This window comes from Aerococcaceae bacterium DSM 111021 (genome assembly GCA_020112395.1).
In the GTDB taxonomy this organism is placed as follows: Bacteria; Bacillota; Bacilli; order Lactobacillales; family Aerococcaceae; genus Ruoffia.
In genome coordinates this window covers 473,119-489,131 of record JACCEK010000001.1, presented here as the reverse complement: position 1 = coordinate 489,131, position 16,013 = coordinate 473,119, and the positions used below count along the sequence as shown (strand labels likewise).

17 protein-coding genes and 1 other RNA gene are annotated in these 16,013 nt (G+C 35.8%); 10 read left to right on the top strand and 8 right to left on the bottom strand.

Annotation, left to right across the window (positions count from 1 at the left end; translation table 11 throughout):
* Nucleotides 1-9 precede the first annotated feature (9 nt).
* The 3 genes from yfcC (at nucleotide 10) to HYQ40_02305 (ending at nucleotide 3,363) form a co-directional block, all read left to right on the top strand.
* The gene (gene yfcC / locus HYQ40_02315) at nucleotides 10-1,392 is read left to right on the top strand and encodes a putative basic amino acid antiporter YfcC (protein ID MBZ6526595.1); all 1,383 of its coding nucleotides are present in this window, start codon (nucleotides 10-12) and stop codon (nucleotides 1,390-1,392) included.
* A gap of 25 nt (nucleotides 1,393-1,417) precedes the next feature.
* Nucleotides 1,418-2,593, top strand: a complete 1,176-nt coding sequence (locus HYQ40_02310) for a M20 family metallopeptidase (GenBank protein ID MBZ6526594.1) — start codon at nucleotides 1,418-1,420, stop codon at nucleotides 2,591-2,593.
* A 212-nt stretch (nucleotides 2,594-2,805) separates the two neighbouring features.
* Nucleotides 2,806-3,363, top strand: a complete 558-nt coding sequence (locus tag HYQ40_02305) for a hypothetical protein (protein MBZ6526593.1) — start codon at nucleotides 2,806-2,808, stop codon at nucleotides 3,361-3,363.
* A gap of 61 nt (nucleotides 3,364-3,424) precedes the next feature.
* Here the strand turns inward: HYQ40_02305 and HYQ40_02300 are convergent, their stop codons facing one another.
* Nucleotides 3,425-4,486 carry a hypothetical protein gene (locus HYQ40_02300; GenBank protein ID MBZ6526592.1) on the bottom strand — a complete coding sequence of 354 codons (1,062 nt, stop codon included), beginning with the start codon at nucleotides 4,484-4,486 and terminating at the stop codon, nucleotides 3,425-3,427.
* Between the two features lie 152 nt (nucleotides 4,487-4,638).
* On the opposite strand from HYQ40_02300, the gene HYQ40_02295 reads away from it, so the two are divergent.
* The 3 genes from HYQ40_02295 to HYQ40_02285 are packed head-to-tail and all read left to right on the top strand — an operon-like array spanning nucleotide 4,639 to nucleotide 7,770.
* On the top strand, nucleotides 4,639-5,577 hold the full coding sequence (locus HYQ40_02295; protein MBZ6526591.1) for an ABC transporter ATP-binding protein: 939 nt from the start codon (nucleotides 4,639-4,641) through the stop codon (nucleotides 5,575-5,577).
* On the top strand, nucleotides 5,574-6,641 hold the full coding sequence (locus HYQ40_02290) for an ABC transporter permease (GenBank protein MBZ6526590.1): 1,068 nt from the start codon (nucleotides 5,574-5,576) through the stop codon (nucleotides 6,639-6,641). The genes HYQ40_02295 and HYQ40_02290 overlap by 4 nt, the downstream gene beginning before the upstream one ends.
* Nucleotides 6,628-7,770: an ABC transporter permease gene (locus HYQ40_02285; GenBank protein MBZ6526589.1), complete on the top strand. Its 1,143-nt coding sequence runs from the start codon at nucleotides 6,628-6,630 to the stop codon at nucleotides 7,768-7,770. The genes HYQ40_02290 and HYQ40_02285 overlap by 14 nt, the downstream gene beginning before the upstream one ends.
* Nucleotides 7,771-7,900: 130 nt before the next feature.
* On the opposite strand, the gene HYQ40_02280 is transcribed toward HYQ40_02285, so the two are convergent.
* The 3 genes from HYQ40_02280 to HYQ40_02270 all read right to left on the bottom strand — a co-directional run bounded on the left by HYQ40_02280 (nucleotide 7,901) and on the right by HYQ40_02270 (nucleotide 9,809).
* Nucleotides 7,901-8,083, bottom strand: coding sequence for a hypothetical protein (locus HYQ40_02280; protein MBZ6526588.1), 183 nt, complete (start codon nucleotides 8,081-8,083; stop codon nucleotides 7,901-7,903).
* A gap of 92 nt (nucleotides 8,084-8,175) precedes the next feature.
* Complete coding sequence (locus HYQ40_02275) at nucleotides 8,176-9,534, bottom strand: PFL family protein (GenBank protein MBZ6526587.1); 1,359 nt, start codon at nucleotides 9,532-9,534, stop codon at nucleotides 8,176-8,178.
* An 11-nt stretch (nucleotides 9,535-9,545) separates the two neighbouring features.
* A complete protein-coding gene (locus HYQ40_02270) occupies nucleotides 9,546-9,809 on the bottom strand; it encodes an ACT domain-containing protein (protein ID MBZ6526586.1) in 264 nt (87 codons plus the stop codon).
* Nucleotides 9,810-9,974: 165 nt separating this feature from the next.
* Between HYQ40_02270 and HYQ40_02265 the strand changes: the two genes are divergently transcribed.
* From HYQ40_02265 to pyrR, 3 genes are all read left to right on the top strand, one after another.
* The gene (locus HYQ40_02265) at nucleotides 9,975-10,358 is read left to right on the top strand and encodes a RidA family protein (GenBank protein ID MBZ6526585.1); all 384 of its coding nucleotides are present in this window, start codon (nucleotides 9,975-9,977) and stop codon (nucleotides 10,356-10,358) included.
* A gap of 198 nt (nucleotides 10,359-10,556) precedes the next feature.
* Nucleotides 10,557-11,747, top strand: a complete 1,191-nt coding sequence (locus HYQ40_02260; protein ID MBZ6526584.1) for an acetate kinase — start codon at nucleotides 10,557-10,559, stop codon at nucleotides 11,745-11,747.
* Nucleotides 11,748-11,808: 61 nt separating this feature from the next.
* Nucleotides 11,809-12,339 (top strand): bifunctional pyr operon transcriptional regulator/uracil phosphoribosyltransferase PyrR, encoded by a 531-nt coding sequence (pyrR, locus tag HYQ40_02255; protein ID MBZ6526583.1) that lies wholly within the window; start codon nucleotides 11,809-11,811, stop codon nucleotides 12,337-12,339.
* 55 nt (nucleotides 12,340-12,394) lie between these two features.
* On the opposite strand, the gene HYQ40_02250 is transcribed toward pyrR, so the two are convergent.
* Nucleotides 12,395-12,619 carry a hypothetical protein gene (locus HYQ40_02250; protein MBZ6526582.1) on the bottom strand — a complete coding sequence of 75 codons (225 nt, stop codon included), beginning with the start codon at nucleotides 12,617-12,619 and terminating at the stop codon, nucleotides 12,395-12,397.
* Nucleotides 12,620-12,705: 86 nt separating this feature from the next.
* Entirely contained in the window at nucleotides 12,706-13,329 is a 624-nt protein-coding gene (locus HYQ40_02245) for a response regulator transcription factor (protein ID MBZ6526581.1), read from the bottom strand.
* A gap of 409 nt (nucleotides 13,330-13,738) precedes the next feature.
* Between HYQ40_02245 and HYQ40_02240 the strand changes: the two genes are divergently transcribed.
* A complete protein-coding gene (locus HYQ40_02240) occupies nucleotides 13,739-14,119 on the top strand; it encodes a VOC family protein (protein ID MBZ6526580.1) in 381 nt (126 codons plus the stop codon).
* Nucleotides 14,120-14,213: 94 nt separating this feature from the next.
* Here HYQ40_02240 and ssrS read toward each other — a convergent pair.
* A non-coding RNA gene (ssrS, locus tag HYQ40_02235) (6S RNA) lies at nucleotides 14,214-14,405 on the bottom strand.
* A gap of 100 nt (nucleotides 14,406-14,505) precedes the next feature.
* Nucleotides 14,506-15,771 carry a replication-associated recombination protein A gene (locus HYQ40_02230; protein ID MBZ6526579.1) on the bottom strand — a complete coding sequence of 422 codons (1,266 nt, stop codon included), beginning with the start codon at nucleotides 15,769-15,771 and terminating at the stop codon, nucleotides 14,506-14,508.
* Nucleotides 15,772-16,013: the final 242 nt, after the last annotated feature.

The following is a 16,013-nucleotide window of genomic DNA, read 5'->3' as shown; positions in this document are numbered from 1 at the left end:
AAAGTCCGCATGCCACATACTTACGTACTGTTGTTTAGTTTTATTATTATTGCGGCGATATTATCATGGATAGTTCCAGCAGGGCAATTCGAAAGAGTGATGGTCGGTGAGCGTGAGATTATTAATCCGGATTCTTTTGCCCACGTTGCACGTAATCCACAAGGGATTTTTGAAGTGTTGAAGAGTATTCCTAGAGGGTTTGCTAGAACACAAGATATTTCTTACTTCTTGTTTGTGACGGGTGGAGCATTCTTAATCATTAATAAAACGGGCATGATCGAAGCGGCATTAAGCCGAATCGTTAGTTCGTTAAAAGGGAAAGAGGCTTTAGTTATTCCAGTTGTCGTATTAATAATGGGACTAGCTGGATCAACGATTGGGCTAAGTGAAGAGACAATCGTCTTCATCGCATTAGGTGTATCTTTAGCTCGAGCGATTGGTTATGACTCATTAATCGGGGTAGGAATGATTGGACTTGGAGCGGGTGTTGGATTCACCTCTGGTTTTATGAATCCATTCTCTGTTGGGGTTGCACAATCTATTGCTGAATTACCCCTATTTTCGGGGATTGAATTAAGATTAGTACTGTTTATAGTCTTATGGATTGTAACGTCATTATACTTAATTCTATATGGTAAGCGAGTGAAAGCAGACTTATCGAATAGTATCGTCTACGATGAAGAAATGGCAGCTAGAAGTCATTCAGATTATCAAGACTTAAACTCAGCAGATAATATTGAGTTTACAACGAAACAAAAAATAATCGCAGCTGTTTTCGTCGGAGGCTTTGTGATTATTGCTTACGGTGTGATGAGTTTAGGCTGGTTTATTACAGAAATTGGAGCAGTATTCTTAGGAATGGGCTTACTGAGTGGTTTAATCTACGGAATGAAAGCAGACGAGTTAGCTGATAACTTCATTGAAGGTGCTAAAGATATGATGTATGCAGCGTTAATTGTTGGATTAGCACAAAGTCTAGTGATTATTATGGAAGATTCGATGATCTTAGATACATTGATTAATAGTTTAACAGGAGCAATATCTAACTTACCAGCGGTACTATCAGCTGCCGGAATGTATATCGTTCAAATTATTATTAACTTCTTTATTAGTTCAGGTAGCGGGCAAGCAGCTGTGACGATGCCAATTATGGTGCCATTAGCAGATGCATTAGACGTTACACGCCAGACAGCTGTATTAAGTTACCAATTAGGGAATGGTTTCCTAGATTCAATTATGCCAATGTCAGGTATCTTGATGGCTCAATTAGCCATTGCGAATATCCCTTATAAAAAATGGGTGAAATTCGCGATGCCATTAATGGGAATTTGGTTGGCAATCGGTTTAATCTTTATTATCTTTGCACAATTAGTTGGCTACGGGCCGTTCTAAAAAAATATCGAGAGGGGAAATTTATATGTCAAAAGAACAATTACACGAAATCGTTACAGGAATGCGCGAGGAATTACAGGGGTTAAGTGATTATATTTATGAGAATCCAGAATTAGGATTGAATGAATACAAATCATCACAAGCTCATGTTAACTTGTTAAAGAAACATGGTTTTGATGTTGAATATCCTTATTTAGGATTCGATACTGCTTTTAGAGCGACTTTCGATTCAAACAAGCCAGGGCCAACGATTGCATACTTATCAGAATACGATGCCTTACCAGGAATTGGACACGGATGTGGCCACAACATGCTTGGAACTGTAGATACAGGGGCTGGAATTGCTTTATCTAAAGTATTGGAAGAAACGGGTGGACGTGTCGTAGTATTAGGTACACCTGCTGAAGAAACAGATGGTGTAAAAGTAGACATGGCCAATGCGGATACATTTGATAATATAGACATTGCGTTATGTACACATCCATCAGACCAAAACTTGATGAGTAATGTATCATTAGCGATGGAAGCTTTAGAATTTGAATTCTTTGGTAAAACAGCCCATGCTGCTGGAGCACCTTGGGAAGGGATTAATGCTTTAGATGCTGCAATCAACATGTTCAACTTAGTGAATGCCAGTCGTCAACAATTACGTCCAGATGCACGAGTGCACGGAATAATTGTTGAAGGGGGAGTGGCAGCGAATATTATTCCAGAATATACGCGTGTTCAATTCTACGTTCGTTCATTAGATATTAACTACTTACAAGAAGTCAAAGCAATGGTTATTAAAAGTGCAGAAGCAGCAGCGGCTGCAACAGGATGTACTATGAAATATAATTACTTCGAAAAATCATACTTCAATATGATCACGAACCAAAAGTTAAGTGACACATACAACGAAAATGCGAAAGCATTAGGTATTGAAATGATTGACGGTGGAGATGACTTATCAGGTTCGATTGATATGGGTAATGTTAGTCAAGTTGTTCCAGCCATTCACTCTTATTATGATATTACGGAAGGTAAACCAACTACAGGCCATACAGTAGAATTCCGTGAAGCCACTCGTACAGAGTTTGGTTACCAAGCTATGATGCGCACTGTAGAAATACTTGCTCGTACAGGATATGATGTGATTACACAACCAGAACTACTTGGAGAAATTACAGAAGAATTTAACAAGATTGAAAAAGTAAACTAATTTAATATTTTTGAGTTTTGGTATCAGCGAGATTATTCTTGCTGATATTTTTTTTGGATAAAAATTAATAAAATCTGTAAAAAATATAATATATAGTGTAAAATTAACATAACAATATTAACCGTTTTTATTGTTTGCGTTAGGCATCTGTTAAGTTACTTGATACGAAGGTTTAGTTTTTTATACGAATTATAGAGGAGCTGTATATTCTAATGAAAAAAATAGTTAAGTACGTCATGCTAGTTGTGTCACTATTAGTAATCTGTCAAACACCCGTCTCTGCCAACGATAATCAAAGTTATGTCAGTGATAATGAAGAAAGTCCGATCAGTCATATTGTCTTTACGCCAGACAATGTTCAAATAACAGTAAATAATGAAGCAACTGAGGCAAGGGAAATTATACTATTATTATCTAAGCATACAGATGAAGCCTTGCTTGCTCAAGTGGATCCAAATGCCGAGTCTGATGCTTTACAAGTTTTACAAGATGAGTTAGGAATTAGCTTTAACGCGATTGAAGATCAACTTGATTTAGAAAAAAATCCGACTGTTTTTAATGTGATTCAACAAATTCAACATGCGTCATCCGGAATATATTCATCGATTGACCCTATAGGGAATGTCGTATTCATTATTTATAACCCTGAGATTGTCGAGTCTGATGAGATGATTCGTGTAAAACTGTTTAATGAAGACCTCATTGAGTTCAACCGTGCAGAAGATAGTACACTTGAATATAATTCCTATAACTTTGTGTTAGAGGAGTAGTTATATGAAAGCTAATAAAAATATCTGATAAATTCCTCAAAAAGGAATCTATCAGATTTTTTTATTTGGGCAAGTTCATCTGAACAATATACCCATTTTGATAGTAGAAGAGGATGGGGGCATTGTATTTATTAGCAATCTGGCGAATAATTGTCTTGCCCATGCCTTCAGAAGGATCTTGATTCTCATCGTAATCCGTACCATTATCTTTAATCAGCAATTTATTATGCTCTGGAAATTCTTGGAGGATGATATTCATTTGCGTGCTATTAGAATGCTTAATACTATTAATGATCGCTTCACGAATAATCGACAAGATATCTTTCTTCTGATTATATTTAAATTCAGTTTCAGTATGCAGATCAAAATTAATCATCAGCGGTGCGAATTCCTCACGCATATTGTCAATACTGACTTCAAAGTCTAGACTTTCATGGTGGATATGGTGAATGGTATGGCGAATGTCATCCATTCCGTGCCGTAAATTAATTTGCAGTTGATTGAGTTGCTTTTCAATTTTCTCATTATTATTCACAATTATTATCGCTTCAATTTGAATAATACTTCGGGCGAGCGAGTGCCCAATCGCATCATGTAGTTCATTCGAAATCCGATTACGCTCAGACAAGATGCTAATATCGATGTCTTTTTGGTTAGATTGAATCAAATCTTTCATTTGATTTTTCATCCGTAATTGTTCTTCTGTTAACGTATCTCTCACTTCATTTAACGTGGCTTGTTGTTGAATGATTTGTTGACTTTGATCAGCGATATATACCCCTAAAACCCCAATCAATAACATATAATAACTCCCTGGATTAATGATGAAAGCCAGTAGGAGTACCAATAGACTGTAAAAACCAATATCAAAAGTCAATAAGTATACAAGCGGTAATAACAAAATATATGATGGAGCGACGAGTACACCTAAGAGACTAACAACTATATTTAATATAATCCGAATCCGCTTAGTGACAATGATTCCACTTAATGCAATGAAGCAAATGGATAATAGTGATTCTAAAACAATCGTTATAATTTCATCTTGTGTCATCATTAATCGCAAACTGAGTGTAATTAAGAGCATCCATAAAGCCTCTATAATAAATGTTTTACTTCTCATAGCCGCCTCCTTTATTTGATATTTCTTTCATTCTACCAAACTCATGACAAATGTCATATCAAAATTAGCGCAATGACACTACTGCATGAAAGAATATACCTTTATACTTAAGTTAACAAATCAAGTAAGGAGTGAAAAAAATGACAGATAATATTGCAGTAGAAGTAAAACAACTTGTAAAACGTTACGGCAAATTGGTTGCCTTAGATCATTTTAATTTATCGGTATATAAAGGTGAAATCCTTGGCTTACTTGGTCCAAATGGGTGTGGTAAGACGACATTAATTAATTCGATACTCGGCTTACTCACTTATGATAAAGGTGAGATCGATGTATTTGGAGAAGAATTAAAACCTAACAGCTATAAAATTAAGCAACGAATAGGCGTGGTGCCTCAGGATGTTGCTTTGTTCGAAGAATTGACAGTATTTGAGAATATTGATTTCTTTTGTGGTTTATATATTGAAGATAAAGCTGAGCGCCGTCGTTTAGTTAATGAAGCAATTAAGTTTGTAGAATTAGATAAATACAGCAAATTTATTCCAAAGAAATTAAGTGGAGGGTTAAAACGGCGTTTAAATATAGCCTGTGGAATCGCTCACCAACCAGATTTGATTTTTATGGATGAGCCAACAGTTGCGGTTGATGCTCAAAGTCGTAATTTTATCTTGGAAGGGATAAAACGCTTGAATGAAAATGGCGCCACCATCGTGTATACAACGCACTACTTGGACGAAGCGGAGCAAATTAGTGATCGCGTTGTGATTATGGACTCAGGTCAAAACATTGCTGATGGGACTTTAGAACAATTACAACAAAAAGTGAATCAAGGCGAGATTATTAATATCGAATTGTTTGATATTAGTCCCGAACAAATTGACGAAATGAAAGAATTACCAAATCTCAATACGATTGAGAAGACAGGTAAAAACAAATGGCGACTCGTCTTTGACGAAGGAAATAATCATGTCGTTCAATTAGTAAAATTCATTGAAGAACATGAATTGTCTTATACCCAATTATATAGTCAAATGCCAGATTTAAATTCAATCTTCTTAGAACTGACTGGGAAGGAGCTGCGTGACCAATGAGAGTAGCGCTAACGCAACTAAAGTATTATTTTCTGAGATTTATTCGAACACCAGATATATTATTTTATACTTTTGGTTTGCCGCTAATTCTTGCTTCTCTGTATTTCTTCGCATCATCAGGTTTAATTGAAGGTGACATAGAAGCTGTACCTATTGGAGTGACAACTGAATCAACTCCCTTTTACAGTTACGGCGAAATTTTGTCTGACATAGAAGTTCTCGATGTGACGACGATGAGCGAAGAAGAGGCAAGAGAACTGTTGGAAGCAGAAGAAATAGAAGTCTATGTAAAGCAAGATGGTAACTTATTAATGAATGAAAGTAATGTTAATACATCCATCGTCAAAAGTATCATGGATCAAGTGAAACAAACCACAGCGATGGGATTGGATGCGTTGAACATAGATTACACTACGGAATTTGTCAAAATGGAATCGACACCTGGTTCGTTTATCGTGATTATGTTCTTTGGTTTAATCGCAATGGTTAGTTTATACGGGGGATTTTATGGCGTGCAAATCTCAACTGAAATTCTAGCTCCCTTAAGTTCACTCGCATCACGGTTGACCATCACACCATTAAAACGCTATCGCTATATTGGGTTAAATGCTTTAAATGCTGTTCTCGTAAACTTTGCTGCGAATATCATCTTAATTGTCTATATCCAATATGTGCTCGGAATTCAAGTCGTGAATCATTTCGGTTATAGTTTCCTGCTTATTTTCCTTGGGAATATTTTCGGGATTATGCTGGGAATTGTTGTCGGACTTGTTCCAAAGTTGAAGATTGATGGAAAAACTCAAATCGTTGTCGCATTAGCGCTGATTTTAACCTTCATCTCTGGGGGAATGGTGACTGGTGTGAAGCAATTTGTAAACAACAGGATTCCATGGTTCAACAAAATTAATCCAGTAAACATTATTACTGAGAATTTCTACCGCATCAATTTACTGAATGACACGACCATTCTTTCACAAGGTATCTTGATTATGGTAGTTTATATCATACTTATGTTTACATTCTCAGTTTATTACTTAAGGGGGAAACGTTATGACCATCTATAAAATGATCATCCACATCTTCTCAACCTATTGGAAAGAGCTGATTATTTACTTCCTTATTTTCCTTGGTTTCGTATTTGTAGCCATTGGACAACCAGAAGCAGGTGAAAATCAAGAATTCTCAAGTGTAACCTTAGATATTGCAGTTGTGAACCACAGTGACGATCAACTGAGCGAGCATTTAGTTGATTACTTGAGCGCATCGCATGAAGTAGAAATGCTTTCCGATGTCACTATTGAAGACGTTGAAAATGAAGTCTTTTCTGGAACTTACCAGGGGATGTTATATATTCCTCAAGATTTTGAAGAATTAGTAATAAATGGACAAGCGGGCCAAGTTGAGTTACTTTTGAATGAACGTGATATGAGTAGTGCGCAGCTTAATACAGAGGTAGATAACTACTTACGCTTAGCTAATGAACGAGTCGCTTCTGGAGTCAGTGATACCTCAGAGTTAACAAATCAGCTCGATTCAACTCTGAATGAAACAGCCGAAGTTGAAATGGTTGGTGGACTTGATAATCAAAACATTCTCTTGGCTTATACAACCGGGATTGCATTAGTGGGTTACTTTGTCCTCCAAATTATACTTGGAACAGTTGGTATGGCTATGTCAGAAATTAAATCTGATAAAATTCAAGACCGCATTAATTTGAGTGGAATTTCAAATCTAAAATATAATACCCAAGTTGTCTTAGGACAAATAACGTATGGTGGGTTAATTCTACTCGTTACTATCTCAGTTCTTTGGTTCTATATACCGAGTTCTATTCCGATTGATTACGTTCGAGTCATTATTTCACTTACCTTGTTCATTCTAACAGCCTTATCGATGGCATTTTTAATGACATCAATCACGAACAATCGCAATATTATTAATGGACTCACAACCGTCATTAGTTTGGGACTCGCATTCTTGTCAGGCTTATTCATCCCTTATGAAATTATGGGAACGGCCATCCAACGAATTGCTCATTTCTCTCCTTTGTTTTACTTTAGACAAAGTGTCATGAAAGACATCAATTCGTATTCAGATTTATTAACCGAGTGGGGCTTACTATTAGCCTTCGCCGTTGTCTTCACCTTATTAGGTGTAGCAATATCACAACAAAAGCGTGCAGGTAAACGATAAACTTTAAGTCCTTGAGGAAACTCTTGGACTTTTTCATTTTATAAAATGGAAGTCTCCATTTTTTCATCTAAACAAAGAAACCCGTCCTAAATTATTAAAATTTGGGATGTTTTTTCATTTAATTATTCTTTTAGATTTTAAATAAATCATTTATGGCTTCAGCCATAGTTGGATGTGTAAAAATTTGATCTCTGAGTTGAGTGTAATCCATATCAGCAATCATCGCCGTCGAAACAATATTAATAACTTCATGTGATACTTCGCCGAATAGGGTAGCGCCAAGAATCTTATTCGTTCTGTCCTCAATACTCACCTCTTAAATCTATTGCACTCACAAATATCGAGAATCGATAATTTTTTGCCTAAAGAAAAAGACTTGCTCAGAATAAGCAAGTCCTTGGGAATTTAATTTTTTAAACTTTGAAGTGGAGCAGGAATTCGTCCGCCACGATTGATAAACACTTTTGGAGAAGTTGGATTTAAAGGCATAACTGAACCTTTACCGAACAAACCACCAAAGTCTAACCATTCATCATCTGAGCGTCCAATTGCTGGGATGACACGAACTGCTGTAGTTTTAGAATTGATCATACCTATAGCTGCTTCATCTGCAATAATAGCTGAGATCACTTCAGGTGGCGTTGTACCTGAAATGACAATCATATCTAAACCAACTGAGCAAACTGCGGTCATCGACATTAAAGTTTCAATGTTCAATGTCCCATTGGCAGCAGCAGCAATCATACCAGCATCTTCACTGACAGGGATAAACGCACCTGATAAACCTCCAACGTGAGAAGAGGCCATGACGCCACCTTTTTTGACTGCATCATTTAGCATTGCTAAAGTTGCAATCGAACCATGTGCTCCAACTTGATCTAAACCAATCTCTTCCAAGATATGAGCGACTGAATCGCCCACTGCAGGTGTAGGAGCTAGGGAAAGGTCAACGATACCGAATGGTACACCTAACATTTTTGAAGCTTCGGTACCAACTAATTGCCCCATACGAGTAACTTTGAAAGCCGTTTGTTTAATTGTATCGGCTACTACTTCAAGTGAAGCTTTTTTATCAAGATTCGCTAAGGCATTACGCACCACTCCAGGACCAGATACTCCAACGTTAATAACAACATCAGGCTCTCCAGCACCATGGAATGCACCAGCCATGAATGGATTATCTTCAACAGCGTTACAGAATACGACGATTTTAGAAGCACCCATACACTCATTATCTTGTGTTAACTCTGCTGCTTCACGAACAACTTTACCCATCATAGCGACGGCGTCCATATTAATTCCCGCACGAGTTGAACCGATATTTACAGAAGAACATACATGATTAGTTTCGGCCATTGCTTGGGGAATTGATTGGATTAATTCTAAATCACCTTTACTAAAGCCTTTATGTACTAAAGCAGAATAGCCACCAATATAATTTACACCGATATCCTGTGCTACTTTATCTAATACACGTGCATATTTTAATGGATCCCCACCGGATGCAGCGAGTAGCTGAGAAATAGGTGTAACCGAGATGCGTTTGTTTACAATCGGAATACCAAATATTTCTTCAATTTTCTCACCAGTTTTAACTAAATCTTTAGCAGAGCTATAAATTTTGTTGTAAACCTTTTCACACGAACGGTCGATATCGCCGTCCGCACAATCAGCAAGGGATATACCCATTGTGATTGTGCGAATATCTAAATTGTCTTCTTTAATCATTGAAACTGTTTCAATTACATTTTGCATATCTAACATGGTTTAACTCCTTAAATTTGGTGCATAGAATTGAAAATATCTTCATGCATGACGTGTATTTCCATCTCAGGGATGCTTTCTTTAGTGTTTCTTTGGAATTCTTCAAATTCGACTGAAAGATCATCGATATTTACTAGCATAATCATAGTAAAGTAATCTTGCATAATTGTTTGTTCAACGTCAACGACGTTGGCATTATGCTCAGCACATTGTTTTGCTACTTCAGCGAGAATACCAACCTTATCTTTACCGATAACAGTAATTACAGCTTGCATTGTGTGTACCACCTTTTGATTTATTTCGTAAATTATAACACACATTCTCCGCTTAACCCATAAAAATGGGTATTTAATTAGAGAACAACAAATATTCACTTTCCTATACATTATCTTCTAATCTATTATAATTAAAGTATACTAACAGAAAGGGTGGGTAACTTAATGAAAAAAGTATATTATTCTAACAAAGCACCAAAACCTATGGATCCCTATTCACAAGCAGTTCGTGTAGGAGATGTATTGTATGTCTCAGGGCAAATTGGCATCGATCCAGTAACTAACAAGTTAGTGAATGGTAACGCTGGAGAAGAAACAAAGCAAGTCTTTAAGAACCTTTCGCATATCCTAGATGCTGCTGGATTGAATTTAACAAGTGTTGTAAAGGTTGTGCTATACATGAATGACATTGGAGATTCATCTATGGTGAATGAAGTGTATGCAATGAATTTTCAGAAACCCTATCCAGCTCGAAGCTCTTTTGCAGTTGGAAGCTTACCACTAGGAGCGAAAGTGAAAATCGATGTGATTGCCCATTATGAGTCGTAACAAACCTTTAATGACATAAAATTAAGCTTTTCAAGTTAACCAGACACAATCTACCGATTTTTTAAAAAAAATGTAGCGCTTTAACTTAAGGGTTGTATTAAAATTAATTATCATTTAATAGAGAACTTCTAATGCAATCTGTTATAATAAATGTATAATAGTAATATGACTTATAATTATAGAGGAGAGAATATATTAATGTCTAAAACATTTGCGATTAACGCTGGGAGTTCAAGTTTAAAGTTCCAGTTATACAATATGCCAGAAGAATCAGTTATTGCTAAAGGTTTAGTGGAAAGAATTGGTATCAACAATTCTGTATTCACAATCGAATACGGTGATGACCAAGAATTTACAGTAACAGAAGATATTGCCACTCATGGTCAAGCAGTTGACATGTTATTTGATAAATTAGAAGAATTCCAAATCATTACAGACTTAACTGAAATCACAGGTGTAGGACACCGTGTTGTAGCTGGTGGAGAAATCTTTAAAGAATCAACATTAGTTACTGCAGAAGTTATTAAACAAGTTGAAGATTTAGGTGATTTTGCACCGTTACATAACCCAGCAGAAGCAGAAGTTATGCATGTATTCGAAGAACGCTTACCTCACGCAACTGCGGTAGCTGTATTTGATACTTCATTCCATACGACAATGCCAGAAGTAAACTACTTATATAGCTTACCTTACGAATATTATGAAGATTTCCAAATCCGTAAATACGGTGCTCATGGAACTAGTCACGATTTTGTAAGTAAACGTGCTGCTGAATTAATTGGTAAGCCAATTGAAGACTTAAAAATTATCACATGTCATTTAGGTAATGGAGCTTCTATTACAGCTGTTGACGGTGGTAAATCAGTAGATACATCTATGGGATTCACTCCTCTAGCTGGTGTAACAATGGGTACGCGTACTGGTGATATTGATGCTTCAATTATTCCATTCTTAATGGATAAATTAAACATCACTGACGTGAATGATGCTATTACAATCTTCAATAAAAAATCTGGATTATTAGGTTTATCAGGTGTATCAAGTGATATGCGTGACGTTGAAGATGCAGCAGCAGAAGGAAACGAACGTGCACAATTAACATTAGATATCTTTATGAATCGTGTTCAAAAATATATTGCTCAATATATTGCTGTAATGAACGGTGTAGATGCAGTTGTATTTACAGCTGGGATCGGTGAAAACTCTGGAATTACTCGTAAAATTATCATGGACGGAATTACGTTCTTTGGTGGAGAAATTGATGACGAGCGTAACGATACGCGTAAAGAAGCTTTAATTTCAACTGATGACTCAAAATTCGCAATCTACAACATTCCAACTAACGAAGAAGTAGCTATTGCTCGTGACGTTGAACGTTTTAAAAAATAATTAATAGAAAAAAACCGCAATCCTATAGGGGTTTGCGGTCTTTTTTTACAGGAGGGTCAATATGAGTGAAAGAGAATTAATGGATCAAAATGGGATGCAAAGAACGTTAAAACGCATAGCTCATGAAATACTAGAGAAGAATAAATCAACAGATAATCTTGTCATACTTGGTATCAAAACCCGAGGTGAATTTTTGGCGAAGCGACTTCAAGAAAAAATAGAAGAAATTGAAGGTATTAAATTACCTTTAGAAATATTAGACATTACTTTTTATCGAGATGATTTGTCTAAGAAATCGGTTAGTCCAGAAGTAAAACCAGTTACGTTTATAAATGATTTAAGTGGCAAAAAAGTAGTCGTCGTTGATGATGTACTTTATACAGGACGTACTGTAAGAGCAGCGATGGACGCAATATTAGAAAATGCCCGACCATCACATATTCAATTGGCAGTACTTGTTGACAGGGGACACCGTGAACTACCTATTAGACCTGACTTTGTTGGGAAAAATATACCAACATCTAAGCAGGAACGTGTAAAGGTAGAAGTTGAAGAAGTCGATGGAAAAGATCTTGTTCGCGTACTAGATTAAGATAATAAAAAAGTGGATGTCTATCTCTGTAAGCACAGAGTAGATATCCACTTTTCTATTTTTTGTTATTATTGGCTTTAAATAACCAATAAAAGACAAACACCATGAAAAAGACAACAATTAGAGCAGCTAACATCCAAATTAACATCATTCCAATTAAATTATTTAAGACGAGTACTAAGCCTAGTATACCGACTAAAAACAGCAATACACTAAAAGCTATAATGACTTTGTTGGAATAATCACCAAACACTAGGAGTAAAGTTTGTCTATAAACCAATAAATAGCCTCCTAAAATAATAAACATAGCTGGAAATGCATAAATTAAAATATTAAAAACCATGAATAATCCTTCCTTTATCAATTTTATTTAGATTCATTGCTTTTATAAAAACTAATAGCGAGTTGTGTACGATCGCGTAAGTTTAGTTTAAGCAATAATTGTGATATATAATTACGAATTGTTCCTTCACTAAGGTATAATTTTTCAGCAATTTCTTTATTGTTTAACCCCTCTGCGACAGCTTGATAAATATCTAGTTCACGTGGAGTGAGATCATTTATCATGTTGTTATTCGTGTTTATAACAGACTGTGCGACATTATTCACAATTGTATTGTCTAAGACAGTCTGATTGTTAACCACAGCTTCTATAGCAGGGAGTATGCTTTTGATGTTTTGCTTTAATATATAACCTTTACAACCAAGTTGAAGGGCAGTCTGAATGTATTCTGAGTCTTCAAACGTAGTGACAAGAAGAATTTTTGCCTGAGGATATTGAGATAGAATCGTAGAGGCAGCATCGATGCCTGAATGTTCACTCATCCTAATGTCCAATAATGTAATGTCTGGTTTGAAAATTGAGTAATTAGCAATTGCTTCTTCAGCAGAATGACCTGTTACAAGAACATCATAGCCTGCATTTTCAGTAATTAAACTTAAAGATTCAACCACAATTGGATCGTCGTCAATTATCATTAATGTTGTCATCTCATTCACCCCAATAATCATAGTAGTTTAATTGTAGATGAATTAGATAGGTTTGTCACGAGTGATCGCAAAAAAGTACCCTAGATGAAGTATTATCATCTAGGATACTTTATATTGCCAAATTAAATGACAATAATAACTAGAGTCCACTAGCTTATTTTTTCAGCTTCATCGCTCGTCTTTTTGATAGCGACAATTATTAAAATGACATACCAAATAATTTTTAACCAAGGCCATTTACGCATGTTCATTCCTCCTATCTTTGTATTTATAATTATACCTAAAAAACAATTATTTTACATTTAATTTGGTCTGTTTTAAGTCAATAAGTTTATAAGACTAGCGTGAAAACTATATTAAGATATGATAATACTGTATAATATGAATGAAAAATCTGAGGAGGTATATTATGAGAATAGAGCATGTAGGATTGTGGGTTAAAGATTTAGAGGTTACGCGTCGATATTATGAAAAATTCTTCAATGTCACGGCTAATGATTTATATCATAATGAGAAGAAAGGGTTCAAATCATATTTCTTAAGTTTTAAAGATGGCTCGCGTTTAGAAATAATGCATCGCGATGATATTAAAGAAGCAAGCGGAGAACTGTTTGGTTATGCTCATTTAGCAATCAGTGTAGGAGATAAGACCGATGTGGATCAAGTGAACAGCCGACTAAACAAGGATGGATATGAAACATTGGATGGACCTAGAACAACAGGAGATGGATATTATGAAGCCGTAGTGGTAGATCCAGATGGAAACCGAATTGAAATAACCACGAATTAATAACGTATAAAAAAGCCGATAGTATCTGGAAATCAGATGTTATCGGCTTTTTAGAATATGAAAGTACAAAAAAGTCGGCTGTTAAGCCGACTAAAAAGCATCCGGTGGTGCCGTTTCCGTACATATATGTTATTGAACCTGCAAGTAACTACAGGTGGGCTCCACACAAGTTTGTTCTGACTTCCAAATGTAAAAGGCTTGTCATAGAAACATGATCGTAGGATCCCAAGATAAAAAGAAATGTTCGGTCCACACAATATATATACAACGTACACCTCAGAGAACCTTTATTAACTATATTATAGCACTTATATAATATAATGCAACAATTAAACTTTCATCGAACTAACAACATTGTAAAGGGTTACTATCAAAATATTATGTGATTATTTTTGCTTAATTTGCTTATATATTTGAGATAAAGCTTCTTCGTATTTCCCAGTAGGATCGGGTTCAAAGTATTGGCGATTTTTTAAGTTATCAGGTAGATATTGTTGATCTACATAATGGTGTGGATAATCATGTGGGTATTTATAATCAACGCCACGACCTAGTTTCTCAGCACCAGAGTAATGGGCGTCACGAACATGGTCAGGAACTTGACCTACCTTCCCAGAAGAGATATCAGAGATTGCACTATTAAGTGCTCGGTATGTTGTATTTGATTTAGGACTTAAAGCCAAGTCAGCCACAGCAAAGGCTAAAGGTATACGTGCTTCTGGCAGGCCGACTTTTTCAGCCGCAGTTACGGCAGAAACTGTTCTTGTTGTTGCTCCAGGATTCCCCAAACCGATGTCTTCATAAGCAATAATAAGAAGACGCCTACAAGCAATTGTTAGTTCGCCAGCTTCTAATAATATGGCCAAGTAATACATAGCAGCATCGACATCGCTGCCTCTTATCGATTTCTGAAGAGCAGATATCACATCATAATGTGCATCACCGTCTTTGTCATGTGTCATTCTCTTGTGTTGAAGACACTCTTCAGCAACGTCCTGAGTAATGTTGATAATATTATTTGAATCCGGTTTTGTTGATAATACAGCTAATTCTAAGGCATTGAGAGATGAACGGATATCTCCATTTGTTACATGAGAAAAATGGTTTAAGATGTCGTCAGCAATCTCAATATTATAATTCCCTAAACCTTCTTCTTTATCAGCGATTGCACGAGTTAAACCTAATTTAATATCTTCAGGTGATAATGGCTTCACTTCAAAAATTTGTAATCGACTTCTGATAGCTGGGTTTATCGATATATATGGATTTTCAGTAGTCGCTCCAATTAGAATCACGCGCCCGTTTTCCAAGTGGGGTAATAAGTAGTCTTGCTTCACTTTATTTAAACGATGAATCTCATCAAGTAGCATAATGACAGTACCAGACATTTTTGCCTCTTCTACAATAACTTCCATATCTTTCTTAGAGTCCGTTGCAGCATTCAAGATACGAAATGCGTACTTAGTACTCCCGGCGATGGCACTAGCAATACTTGTCTTTCCCGTTCCAGGAGGACCATAAAGAATCATTGATGACAAACGTTCAGAGACGACCATTCGACGTATAATTTTACCTTCACCGACTAAATGTTTCTGTCCCAAAACTTCATCTATGTGTTTTGGACGCATGCGAAATGCTAATGGTTGTTGCATAAGATACTCCTTTCCCAATAATTCGACTTAAATATCAATAATATATTACTAAAATAATTAAAAGAAATAATATTATAGCACGCTTGTTTATATTTTAAGTTGAAAATTTAATAGTTTCCTTACAGTTTGTTCTACTGACTAGTCAAACAAACTAAAAGCTTAAATAATCCTAATATATTATATATGATATTTGAATAAATTGATAATATCCAGTTTATAGTGAATATTTAGTTACTTAGAAT

Bases quoted from the DNA above. Each gene is read 5' to 3' on its own strand.
- yfcC (MBZ6526595.1), top strand. From the start codon at position 10: ATGCCACATACTTACGTACTGTTGTTTAGTTTTATTATTATTGCGGCG.
- HYQ40_02310 (MBZ6526594.1), top strand. From the start codon at position 1,418: ATGTCAAAAGAACAATTACACGAAATCGTTACAGGAATGCGCGAGGAA.
- HYQ40_02305 (MBZ6526593.1), top strand. From the start codon at position 2,806: ATGAAAAAAATAGTTAAGTACGTCATGCTAGTTGTGTCACTATTAGTA.
- HYQ40_02300 (MBZ6526592.1), bottom strand. From the start codon at position 4,486: ATGAGAAGTAAAACATTTATTATAGAGGCTTTATGGATGCTCTTAATT.
- HYQ40_02290 (MBZ6526590.1), top strand. From the start codon at position 5,574: ATGAGAGTAGCGCTAACGCAACTAAAGTATTATTTTCTGAGATTTATT.
- HYQ40_02285 (MBZ6526589.1), top strand. From the start codon at position 6,628: ATGACCATCTATAAAATGATCATCCACATCTTCTCAACCTATTGGAAA.
- HYQ40_02275 (MBZ6526587.1), bottom strand. From the start codon at position 9,534: ATGTTAGATATGCAAAATGTAATTGAAACAGTTTCAATGATTAAAGAA.
- HYQ40_02270 (MBZ6526586.1), bottom strand. From the start codon at position 9,809: ATGCAAGCTGTAATTACTGTTATCGGTAAAGATAAGGTTGGTATTCTC.
- HYQ40_02265 (MBZ6526585.1), top strand. From the start codon at position 9,975: ATGAAAAAAGTATATTATTCTAACAAAGCACCAAAACCTATGGATCCC.
- HYQ40_02260 (MBZ6526584.1), top strand. From the start codon at position 10,557: ATGTCTAAAACATTTGCGATTAACGCTGGGAGTTCAAGTTTAAAGTTC.
- pyrR (MBZ6526583.1), top strand. From the start codon at position 11,809: ATGAGTGAAAGAGAATTAATGGATCAAAATGGGATGCAAAGAACGTTA.
- HYQ40_02245 (MBZ6526581.1), bottom strand. From the start codon at position 13,329: ATGACAACATTAATGATAATTGACGACGATCCAATTGTGGTTGAATCT.
- HYQ40_02240 (MBZ6526580.1), top strand. From the start codon at position 13,739: ATGAGAATAGAGCATGTAGGATTGTGGGTTAAAGATTTAGAGGTTACG.
- HYQ40_02230 (MBZ6526579.1), bottom strand. From the start codon at position 15,771: ATGCAACAACCATTAGCATTTCGCATGCGTCCAAAACACATAGATGAA.